An 11,456-nucleotide genomic window follows, 5' to 3' on the forward strand; every position below is an offset into this window, starting at 1 on the left:
TATAAGGCGAGACCAAAAGAAACGGGGAGGAGCCAGTCCCCCGGCCCTCCCCGCACGCTGGTGTCCCTTCCCCAAGGGGATGCTGGCTCGATCGAACGGATCAGACCAGCTGTGGCAGCAGTTCGGCGTAGCGTTTCACATCTTCGATATAGCCGCACGATACGCGCGACCAGTTCGTCCACTTGCCATAGGCACCGCGGATCGAGACTCCATTTTCGGCCATCGCCTTTTGCAGCGCATCCGCATCGGGAACCTTTACATAGACGAAGTTCGTTTCCGATGGCAGCGCGGTCAGGCCCGCCCCGGTGACCGCGTCCATGATGATCTTGCGCGCGGCAAGGACCTGGTACTTGGAGTAGGTCTTGAAAGTCTCGTCCTCGAAAGAGGCGATGGCGGCGGAAAGACCGGCGGTATTGCCGCCAAAGCTCATGAGATAGCTGCGAAGCTCCATCGCCGTATCCGGGTGCGACAGTGCATAGCCGACGCGCAGGCCCGCCATGCCGAAGATCTTCGAAAAGGTGCGGCACACGATCAGGTTCGGGTGATCGTTTACCATGTCGGAGACCGAGAAGAACGCCGGATCGCTCGTCAGCTCGTTATAGGCCTCGTCCACGAGGATCGGGATATCAGCGGGCACGTTCTGGATAAAGCTGCGCAGAGCGGCACCGCCCGTGGCCATGCCGGTCGGATTGTTCGGGTTGCAGATCTGGATCATGCCGACATCGGGGCCGATCGCCTTCGCCATGGCGTCAAGGTCGACGCTCATGTCCTCGGCCAGCGGCACGCGCTTCAGCGTCGCCCCCTTGCGCTCGGCATATTTGACCGTGGTATCCCAGAACAGTTCGGGGCACAGGATCGCCTTGCCATCGGGCAATGCCAGCGCAGCAGCGCAAAGCACTTCGGTGGAGCCGGAACTGATAGTGATATTGTCGGGCGACAGGCTGTAATGCGAAGCGATGATGCCGGTCAGCTTTTCGACCCCGCCATTGGCGTAATAGCAGCCGTTCTTCGCCTCGTCATAGATTGCCTGAATTGCGGACGGCGCGGGGCCGAATGGATTTTCGTTACGCGACAATTGCGCGACGCCGGGCGGCGGGCCGAATACCGATGGGTCCTTGGCGGGCGCGGTGGCGGTCTGCGCCATGGCGCTGGAGCCGACGAGCGCGGCTCCTCCGATCGTGGTGCCGGTCAGCATCCGGCGGCGGGAAAGTTCCATTTTCATCCTCCCTTGTCGGGTTTCTGGGAACGGGCGCCGTAAGGGCGGACACCCGATCGAAAGGCCGCCTTCAGGCGGTAAGGCCGTTGCGGATCATGATCGCGCCAATGAACAGGAGATAGACCCCGAAAATGCGCTTCATCCACTCTGGATTAAGGTGATGCGCCGCCGCCGCGCCCCACGGGGCGGAAAACGACGACATGGCGACGATCGAAAGCGCCGCGATCACATTGACATAGCCAAGCGAGCCGACAGGCAGCCCGTGCACGCCAAGGCCGATGATCGCATAGCCGATGGCCGACGGGACCGCGATGATGACGCCAATGCCCGACGCCGTGCCGATCGCCCGGTGGATGGATCGGCCATAGAGGGTCATCACGATGATCGCGACCGTGCCCCCGCCAATGCCGAGCAGCGAGGACGAAGCACCGAGGCCCGTGGCGATCGCCATGCGCCCGCCGCCTGCCGGAATATCTTCACCCAATTTCATCGACTTGAGGATCGGGTAGAGGAAGTGGATCGCCATCAATATGACGCCCACCCCGAATATGATCGCCAGCACCGAGCTGGAGACGAGCGAGGCGAAGAGCACACCTGCAATGGAGCCGACGACGATATAGGGCGCCCATTGCTTCAGCAGTACGAAATCCACTGCCCCGCGCCGCGCATGCGCCTGCATCGACCGGAGCGAGGTGACGACAATGGTCGCAAGCGACGTGCCGATGGCGACATGCGCCAGTTCGGCTTCGGAACCGCCCAGAAGCGGGAGCATGACGAAAAGCGCAGGGACGACGACGAAGCCGCCGCCAATACCGAACAGGCCGGCGGCAAAGCCCGCCAGCACGCCCGCGCCAAGCATGAGGCCGATGATCGGCGCCCATTCGATGATCTGGTCTATCATTTTCGGCCCACCTTGAGGGAAAGGGGGCCGGCATCGGGGGAATGCCGTGTCACTTCATAGGTCCTTCATCATGTGCACGATGGGCACGCCTGATGCCGTTTCATGCGCGATTTCCCTGAAGCCGCAGGCGCGATAAAGCGGCATTCCGCCCATCGTCGCGTGCAGCTGGATTGTGTTGAAACCCTCCGCCCTTGCCGCATCTTCGCCGGCCTTCAGGATCATGCGCCCGATGCCGAGCCGCGTGAAATCGGGGTGAGTGTACATGGCGCGAATACGCGCCGGTTCGGTCGCGGGATTCAGCAGGCGGGGATTGCGCCCTTCCGACTGGTCACCGCCGAAATTCGTGGCCCGCCTGCTCCACCCGCCACAGCCGGCAAGCACGCCATCCACCTCGACTGCGAAATAGGTTCCGTCGGCAAGGAGCTGGGTGTCGAGCGCCATGAAGAGATGGCTGGCGGCAACCTGCTCGGGCGGCAGCACCCGGGCAAGCAGCACGTCGGTGGAGAGGCGAATGAGCGCGCGAACGGCTTCGGCATCGCCGGGAACGGCAAGCCTCAGCACCGGTGTCGCGCGCTCATCCTCCCCAACCGGGGTGCCGGAACGGGACATGGAACAATCCTCATCCGCTCCGGCAGTCGTCATCAGAAGCTCGCCCGGATCTTGGCGTAGTAGTAGCCGCCCATCCAGTCGACGGTCGAACCGGAGTTGTAGACGCGGCCGCAGCAATATTCGAAATCGGCCTTGTCCGGGTAGTTGTCGAACAGGTTACGCGCACCGACCGACAGGGTGAACATGTCGCCGAAGTCGTAGCTGCCTTCCAGATCGAACATCCATTCCGAGCCATAGGTCTGATAGACCAGCGGCGCGTTGCTGCCGTCCGAGTTCGTCGACTTGCCGAAATAGTTGGCGCGCGCGACGATTCCCAGCGGACCTGCGTCATGAGCGATGGTGAACACGCCCTTCCACTTCGGATCGAAGTTTTCGAAGTCGTACTGGTCCTCGTCGTTGAACAGGTCGTCGACCGGCCCATCGAAAGAGGTTTCGTTGTAGTTCATCGCCGCCGTGAAGGTGGTGGTGCCAGCGCTCCATGTCGTCTTGTACGAACCGACGATGTCGACACCCTTGGTGATCGTGTCGAACGCATTGGTGAAGTAGAAGACGCCGCCAATCGATTCTGCGCCCACGACGCCCGCATCGATCAGATTGCCGACATAGCCAAGGCAGTCCGTCTGTGTACCGGCAGTCGCGGTATCGCAGTCCGAAACGACATTGATGGTCGAAATGGCGTTCAGGCGATCCTTGAGCGCGATCCGGTAGAAGTCGACCGACATGGTGAAGTTGCCGAAGTCGCCGGTGACGCCCCATGCCCAGTTGGTCGATTTCTCAGGCTTCAACGGCGTTGCGCCCAAGGCCTGCGCAACCGCGCTGGATGCCGGGAACAGGCCGGTCGCAACCGGAAGACCGTTGGGCAGACGGGTCGACACATTGGTCGTGCCCTGCTGGCCCGGCGTCGGTGCGCGGAAGCCCGTGCCATGCGAAGCGCGCAGCGCGACTTCGGGCGTCAGTTCGAACCGGCCCGCGATCTTGTAGATCAGCTGCGAATCGAAGTCCGAATAATTCTCGTACCGGAGCGCGCCCTGCAGGAAGAAGGTGCTGGTCACGTCGGCCGAAAGATCGCCATAGAACGCATAGCTGTGACGGTTGTAGGTGCCCGAAAATTCGGGCGAATAACCGGGGAAGCCGTTCGAGCCGACGCCGACGACGGTATAGACCGGGTCATCCCCGTCCGCACATTCGGCCGCAGTCAGCGGGCTGCCGGTGGTGGGGACGCCTGCATCGCAGAAACCGTACGGATCGGCACCCGAATAGGGCCCTGCGAAATAGGAGTCGGGATCACCCTCGACCAGTTCGTAACCTTCTTCGAAATAGGTCCCGCCGAACGCGAAATCGAGATCGCCGGCAAGGCCGACGTCAAAGCTCTTCACGAAGTCAGCCTGGAACTGCAGTTCGTCGTTGATCAGGTCGCCGGGTTTGAAGCTGGTCGGCGAATCCGGGCCCATCGACGGGTTGATCGTGTTGACCAGCGTATAGGCGATCTTGGAACGGCCATAGCGGGCCGAGAAATCATAGGTGAACGTATCGGTCAGATCGCCGCGCAGGCCGCCGACCATCGACAAGTCCGTCACGTCGCCGGTGAACTGCGGCGTGAAACCGCCGGGGAAAAATTCCAGCGGGCTCCAGATCGAGCCATCGGCAAGGCGGATATCCTCGATCGTGCCGTTGTTCGGATAGCGATAGAAGAAATTGCCGGTGGAGGTCGACCAGCTGTAGTTGCCAAAGGCGTAAAGCTCGGCCTTGTCCGAAAGTTCATAGCCGGCATTCACGAAGGTGCGGACCGCTTCCATCGAGGGGCGACCCCATGGCTGGACCGTCTTGATGCCATCGACGGCGGCCGCATATTCAGCATTGGCCGGATCGGCGGCATAATCATCGACGCAGAACCAGCTTTCGCAATATTGCTCGGCCCGGTTGGTGTTTTCGGCGTTGTAATATTCCGCCGAGACATTGACGAAACCGCGATCACCAAGACCAAGGCCGATATTGCCGGCGAAGCGATATTCGAAACCGTCGCCTTCATAGAACTGGCCGGCTTCCGCTTCGAGGCTGATGCCGGTGGGGCTGTCCTTCAGCAGGAAGTTGATGACGCCGGCGATGGCGTCCGAACCGTATTGCGCGGCAGCGCCGTCGCGCAGCACCTGCACCGACTTCAGCGCGATCGATGGGATCGTCGCGATATCGGGGCCCTGCGTGCCCGATCCGCCAATGGTGACCAGCGCGGCGCGATGGCGACGCTTGGAGTTTACCAGCACGAGGGTCTTGTCGGTCGGCATGCCGCGCAGCGTTGCCGGGCGAATGAAGCTGGAGCCGTCGGAAATCGGATTACGCGACAGCGTATAGGACGGCACGAGCGTCTTCAGGACGTCATTCGTGTCCGTATAGGAAACGGCGTTGAGATCGTCAGTGCTGAAAACGTCGATCGGAACCGGCGAATCGGCCACCGTGCGGTCATTGCCGCGAAGGCCGGTCACGACGATAGTGCCATCTTCTTCCGACGGATCTTCGTCGGCGGTCTGCGCCATGGCGGCCACAGGAAACAGCAGGCTGCCCGCAAGAGCAAGCGATGACACGAATGAGCGTTTATGCATGGAGATCTCCTGATCCATTGGACGATCTCCTCCCCCAAATTCACTTTCTCCCAAGGCTGCGCCCTTCGGCCTTCTGGCCGGTCTTTTATTCGCAGCTATTATCTTACCTGAAAGTCCCTCGATATTTGTCCCGATGCGCGGCGTCCCATGCTCGCGCAACAAAGTTTCCCTGAATCACTCTGTTACGAATTGCTGACAAAACGACGGGTAAGTTTCAATAGAAATCTCGCACTGCAGCAAATTATGTTCGCAGATGCACACACGGGAAAGAACCCTGATCACGGCACATCATTTCAAAACAGTGACTTGCGCGCAGAACGTGAACCGGCCCTCATATTATGCGAACGGCATGTCCTGCTTTTTCCGACACTATCCCCGGTTCGCATATGCCGCCCATCTTCCAATCCGCGGCTGACACGGCATAATTGCAGCAATGGCCAGCGAACTTCACCTCACGCCCGTTCTATCCGATGCTTTGGTGATCCTCGGGGCTGCCGGGATCGTGATCCCGGTGTTCGCCCGCTTTCGCGTCACGCCGATCATCGGGTTCATCCTTGTCGGCATGGCGGTCGGCCCTTTCGGCCTTGGGCGATTGGTTTTCGATTATCCATGGCTCCAGTATTTTACGATAACTGATCCACAAGGGCTTGATCCCTTTGCGGAATTCGGGATCATCCTGCTGCTGTTCACCATCGGGCTGGAGCTTAGCTTCAATCGCCTGTGGGCCATGCGCCGCCTGGTCTTCGGGCTTGGCGCGATGGAATTGACGATCTCGGCCGCGCTGATCGCCTTCGCCCTGATGATGATGGGGCAATACTGGTCGGGCGCGTTGGGCCTGGGCCTTGCCCTCGCCCTGTCCTCGACTGCGCTGGTGCTGCCGATTTCCGGCACGAAATCGCCGGTGGGCAAGGCTGCGCTCTCGATGCTCCTGTTCGAGGATATCGCCATCGTCCCGATCATCTTCCTGCTTGGCGCCATGGCACCCTATGCCGCGACCGAGGGGATGGAAGGGATGTGGACCACCATCTGGATGGGCGCGGTCACCATCGCGGTGCTGATGATTGGCGGCCGTGTCGTCCTGCCCCGTCTTTTCGCCCAGGCCGCGCGCACGAAAAGCCCGGAGCTGTTCCTTGCCGCCAGCCTGCTGGTCGTCATCATCGCCAGCCTTGCCACGGCAGCTGTGGGCCTGTCGCCGATCGTCGGCGCGCTGATTGCCGGACTGCTGATCGCCGAGACTGAATACCACACGGAAGTCGAGGGAATTACCGCGCCGTTCAAAGGGCTTGCGCTGGGTATTTTCCTGATCACCGTAGGCATGGGCGTCGACCTTACGGTCATCATCGACAACGCCGGGCCGATCTTTCTGGCGGTCGCGGGCGTGCTTGCCGCCAAGGCACTGGTCACGGGCATGCTACTGCGCATGATGGGCGCGCGGCGCGGCACGGCGGTGGAAACCGGCATCACCATGTCGGCCCCGTCGGAAACCACCCTGATCGTGCTGACCGCCGCTGCCAGCGCGCAGCTGATCCAGCCCCAGACCGCGCAGTTCTGGCAGATCGTGACCGCGATCGGTCTTACCATCACGCCGATCCTCGCCCTGATCGGCCGCAATGTCGCACGCCGCGTCGATGCAGCGCCGCCGGTCGCGGTAGAGGACGACGCGCAGGAACGCGCCATTATCATCGGCTATGGCCGCGTCGGCCAGCTGGTCGCCGACATGATGGATAAACACGGCAAGCCCTTCCTCGCCATCGATGCGGATCCGGAACTGGTGCAGCGCGCCCGGCGCAAGAAACATCCGCTGCTGTTTGCAGACGTGCGCGGTCCGGCGCTGGACAGGCTGGACCTGACGCATGCGAATGCCTTCATCATCACGATGGACGAACCCGTTCTGGCTGCGCGAATCGTCAAGAAATTGCGCGCGACGCATCCGGACGTGCCGATCATCTCGCGCGCGCGCGACACCAGCCACGCGGCCGAGCTTTACCGCGCGGGCGCAACCGATGCAGTGCCCGAAACCTTGGAAAGCTCGCTTCAGCTGAGCGAGGCGGTGCTGGTCAATGTTGGTGTCGCGATGGGGCCCGTCATCGCCTCCATCCACGAAAAGCGCGACGAATTCCGCGATCGGCTGATGCTGGAAGGCGAGCTGAGCAAGCGGCCCAAGCTCAAGACCTCTCCCGCCGAAGCCTAAGGGGGCGTTGCGGGGGCGCTCAGGCCCCCACGCTCTCCGACATTACCGCCTTTACCGCGGCCAGCGCATCGGCAGCCTTCGATCCGTCGGGACCGCCGCCCTGCGCCATATCGGCGCGGCCACCGCCACCCTTGCCGCCCAGCGCCTCGACGCCAGCGCGCACAAGCGCGACCGCGTCGAACCGCTCGGTCAGGTCGTCGGTTACGGCAACGGCGAATGCGGCCCGGCCGTCATTGACGGCGCAGATCGCGGCAACGCCCGAACCCATGCGCTTCTTCGCCTCGTCGAGCAGGCCGCGCAATTCCTTGGGGTTCATGCCTTCAAGAACCTGGCCGGAGAACTTCACCCCGGCCACTTCCTCGTCGGCCGGAGCCGTCGCAGCGCCGCCAGAGGCACCGGCGAGAGCCAATGCCTTCTTCGCCTCGGCCAGTTCCTTTTCAAGCTTGCGCCGCTCGTCCATCAGCACGGTGACGCGCTCCAGCGCCTCGTCCGGCGATGCCTTGATGGTGCCCGCAATCGCCTTCAGCGCATCCTCACGGGCCACGAGCCACTGGCGCGCAGCCTCGCCCGTCAATGCCTCGACACGGCGCACGCCGGAACTCACCGCGCTTTCCGAAACAATGCGGAAAATGCCGATGTCGCCCAGCGCGTTGACATGGGTGCCACCGCAAAGCTCGACCGAATAATTGCGCGCATCGCTGCCCGGACGGCCCATCGAGAGGACACGAACTTCCTCGCCATATTTCTCGCCAAAGAGCGCCATCGCGCCTGCCTCGATCGCATCGTCGGGGCTCATCAGGCGCGTCGTGACTGCCTCATTGTGGCGGATCTCGGCATTCACCTCGGCCTCGATCGCGGCGATGTCCTCGTCGCTCAAAGCCTTGGGATGCGAAAAGTCGAAACGCAGGCGGTCTTCGGCGACCAGCGAACCCTTTTGCGTCACATGTCCGCCCAGACGGCCCCGCAGCGCCGCATGCAGCAGATGGGTGGCCGAATGGTTTGCGCGGATAGCATCGCGGCGCTCGGCATCGACGGTCATGTGCACGGTTTCGCCAACGGCGACGGCACCCGATTCGATTCTACCGAGATGGGCATGCAGACGGCCCAGCGGCTTGCCCGTATCGCTGATCGCGATCTTCAGGCCATCGGGACGCCAGATCGTGCCGGCATCGCCCGTCTGGCCGCCGCTCTCGCCATAAAATGGGGTCTGGTTGGTCAGGACGATGACGTCCTGCCCTTCGTCCGCGCTCTGCGTTTCCTTGCCATCGACGATGAGCGCGACGACATTCCCCTCACCTGCGGTGGAGGTGTAGCCGGTGAATTCGGTCGCGCCTTCGCGTTCGGCAATGTCGAACCAGACTTCACCCGAAGCGGCGTCGCCCGAACCCTTCCACGCAGCGCGGGCGGCCGCCTTTTGCTGCGCCATCGCGGCATCGAAACCGGCGCGGTCGACCGAGATCTTGCGCGAACGCAGAGCGTCCTCAGTCAAATCATAAGGGAAGCCATAGGTGTCATAGAGCTTAAAGGCGGTTTCGCCGGGAAGTTCGTCGCCCTCACCCAGATTGCCGGTCGCGTCGTCCAGCAGGCGCAGCCCCTTGTCCAGCGTCTGGCGGAAACGGGTTTCCTCACGCTCCAGCACTTCCTCGACCAGCGCCTGCGCGCGGGTTAGTTCGGGATAGGCCTGCCCCATTTCCGCGACCAGCGCGGGGACGAGGCGATGCATCAACGGATCGCTCGCGCCCAGGAGATGCGCATGACGCATGGCGCGGCGCATGATGCGGCGAAGGACATAGCCGCGCCCTTCGTTCGACGGCAGTACGCCATCGGCCAGCAGGAAGCCGGTCGAGCGCAGATGATCGGCGATCACGCGGTGGCTGGCGCGGGCATTGCCCTCTGCGGCGACGCCGGTCAGGCTTTCAGACGCGGCGATCAGCGCCTTGAACGTGTCGATGTCGTAATTGTCATGCACGCCCTGCATGACGGCGGAAATTCGCTCCAGCCCCATGCCGGTATCGATCGAGGGCTTGGGCAGCGGCTGGCGGGTGCCGTCGGCTTGGCTCTCGAACTGCATGAAGACGAGATTCCAGATCTCGATGAAGCGGTCGCCGTCTTCCTCGGGCGATCCCGGAGGGCCGCCCCAGATGCCTTCGCCGTGATCGTAGAAGACTTCGGAACATGGACCGCAGGGCCCGGTATCGCCCATCGACCAGAAATTATCGCTGGTGGCGATGCGGATGATGCGCTCTTCGGGAAGCCCGGCGATCTTGCGCCACAGGTCGAACGCCTCGTCATCGGTGTGATAGACGGTCGCGGTCAGCTTGTCGGCGGGCAGGCCCCATTCCTTGGTCAGAAGGGTCCAGGCGTGGGTGATCGCCTCTTCCTTGAAATAATCGCCGAAAGAGAAATTGCCGAGCATCTCGAAGAAGGTGTGATGCCGCGCGGTATAGCCGACATTGTCGAGATCATTGTGCTTCCCGCCCGCGCGCACGCATTTCTGCGAAGAGGTCGCGCGCGAATGATCGCGCTTTTCGAGGCCCGTGAAGACGTTCTTGAACGGCACCATGCCGGCGTTCACGAACATCAGCGTGGGATCGTTATAGGGAACGAGCGGCGCGGAATGGACCTTCTCGTGGCCCTGCTCGGCGAAATAGCTCAGGAACGAAGAGCGGATATCATTGGTCGACGTCATGCGGGGCAGTTAAGCCAGCAGACCCCGTTCGACAAGAACCCAAAGCGTCCTAGCCACATTACAGCACATTCTGTCGGCATGTTTCCCACGAAAAAGGGCACGGGATCGCTCCCGTGCCCCTGATCTCGTCATGATGCCGCAGCGATCAATCCTCGGAGTCGTCGTTCCCCGGATTGGTCATCATTTCCTCGGCGACCTCGTCGGTCTTGCCTCGGATCGCCTTTTCCAGCTTCTCGCGAAGCTCGGGGTTTTCCTTGAGGAAGTTCTTCGCGTTTTCACGGCCCTGTCCGATGCGGACGCTGTCATAGCTGAACCATGCGCCCGATTTCTCGACCAGGCCCGCCTTCACGCCAAGGTCGAGGATCTCACCGATCTTGGAGATGCCCTCGCCATACATGATGTCGAATTCGACCTGCTTGAAGGGCGGTGCGACCTTGTTCTTCACAACCTTCACGCGGGTCGCGTTGCCGACAACCTCGTCACGGTCCTTGATCTGGCCGGTGCGGCGGATGTCGAGGCGGACCGAAGCATAGAACTTCAGCGCGTTACCGCCCGTCGTTGTCTCCGGGTTGCCGTACATCACGCCGATCTTCATGCGCAGCTGGTTGATGAAGATCACCATGCACTTCGACTTGTTGATCGAACCGGTGAGCTTACGCAGCGACTGGCTCATCAAACGGGCCTGCAGACCGACATGGCTGTCGCCCATCTCGCCCTCGATCTCGGCGCGGGGCACGAGAGCGGCGACCGAATCGACCACCAGCACGTCGATCGCGTTCGAACGCACCAGCGTATCGGTGATTTCCAGCGCCTGCTCACCCGTATCGGGCTGCGAGACGATCAGCTCGTCGATGTCGACGCCCAGCTTCTTGGCATAGACCGGGTCGAGAGCATGCTCTGCATCGACGAAGGCAGCGGTGCCGCCATTCTTCTGCGCCTCTGCGATGACATGCAGCGCAAGCGTGGTCTTGCCCGAGCTTTCCGGCCCGTAGACTTCGATGATGCGGCCCTTCGGCAGGCCGCCGATTCCCAGTGCAATATCGAGCCCAAGCGATCCGGTGGAGACAGCCTCCACGTTCATGGCCTCGCGGCTGCCCAGCTTCATGGCCGAGCCCTTGCCGAATGCCCGGTCGATCTGGGCGAGTGCTGCGTCAAGCGCCTTTTGACGATCCAAGTCGGATACCCCGTTCACAAGTTTCAGATTTGCTGCCATTTTACGGCTCCCTAGTCGTATCCAGTTGCCCCAACAAATC

The 11,456-nt window shown here is 62.1% G+C and carries 7 protein-coding genes; 1 reads left to right on the forward strand and 6 read right to left on the reverse strand.

Going from position 1 to position 11,456, the window contains the following annotated elements; translation table 11 throughout:
• Positions 1-100: 100 nt before the first annotated feature.
• The 4 genes from A9D13_RS01670 to A9D13_RS01685 all read right to left on the reverse strand — a co-directional run bounded on the left by A9D13_RS01670 (position 101) and on the right by A9D13_RS01685 (position 5,323).
• The gene (locus tag A9D13_RS01670) at positions 101-1,216 is read right to left on the reverse strand and encodes a pyridoxal phosphate-dependent aminotransferase (protein WP_229665585.1); all 1,116 of its coding nucleotides are present in this window, start codon (positions 1,214-1,216) and stop codon (positions 101-103) included.
• Positions 1,217-1,286: 70 nt separating this feature from the next.
• Positions 1,287-2,117 (reverse strand): sulfite exporter TauE/SafE family protein, encoded by an 831-nt coding sequence (locus A9D13_RS01675; RefSeq protein WP_066769296.1) that lies wholly within the window; start codon positions 2,115-2,117, stop codon positions 1,287-1,289.
• A 54-nt stretch (positions 2,118-2,171) separates the two neighbouring features.
• On the reverse strand, positions 2,172-2,759 hold the full coding sequence (locus tag A9D13_RS01680) for a GNAT family N-acetyltransferase (RefSeq protein WP_229665584.1): 588 nt from the start codon (positions 2,757-2,759) through the stop codon (positions 2,172-2,174).
• Positions 2,759-5,323, reverse strand: coding sequence for a TonB-dependent receptor plug domain-containing protein (locus A9D13_RS01685; protein ID WP_066769390.1), 2,565 nt, complete (start codon positions 5,321-5,323; stop codon positions 2,759-2,761). The genes A9D13_RS01680 and A9D13_RS01685 overlap by 1 nt, the downstream gene beginning before the upstream one ends.
• A 433-nt stretch (positions 5,324-5,756) precedes the next feature.
• On the opposite strand from A9D13_RS01685, the gene A9D13_RS01690 reads away from it, so the two are divergent.
• Positions 5,757-7,514, forward strand: coding sequence for a cation:proton antiporter domain-containing protein (locus A9D13_RS01690; protein ID WP_066769304.1), 1,758 nt, complete (start codon positions 5,757-5,759; stop codon positions 7,512-7,514).
• Between the two features lie 19 nt (positions 7,515-7,533).
• Here the strand turns inward: A9D13_RS01690 and alaS are convergent, their stop codons facing one another.
• Both alaS and recA read right to left on the reverse strand, forming a co-directional pair.
• The gene (alaS, locus tag A9D13_RS01695; protein ID WP_066769313.1) at positions 7,534-10,203 is read right to left on the reverse strand and encodes an alanine--tRNA ligase; all 2,670 of its coding nucleotides are present in this window, start codon (positions 10,201-10,203) and stop codon (positions 7,534-7,536) included.
• A 145-nt stretch (positions 10,204-10,348) separates the two neighbouring features.
• Complete coding sequence (gene recA, locus A9D13_RS01700) at positions 10,349-11,416, reverse strand: recombinase RecA (RefSeq protein WP_066769316.1); 1,068 nt, start codon at positions 11,414-11,416, stop codon at positions 10,349-10,351.
• Between the last annotated feature and the right edge of the window lie 40 nt (positions 11,417-11,456).

Source organism: Croceicoccus mobilis, from assembly GCF_001661965.1.
In the GTDB taxonomy this organism is placed as follows: domain Bacteria; phylum Pseudomonadota; class Alphaproteobacteria; order Sphingomonadales; family Sphingomonadaceae; genus Croceicoccus; species Croceicoccus mobilis.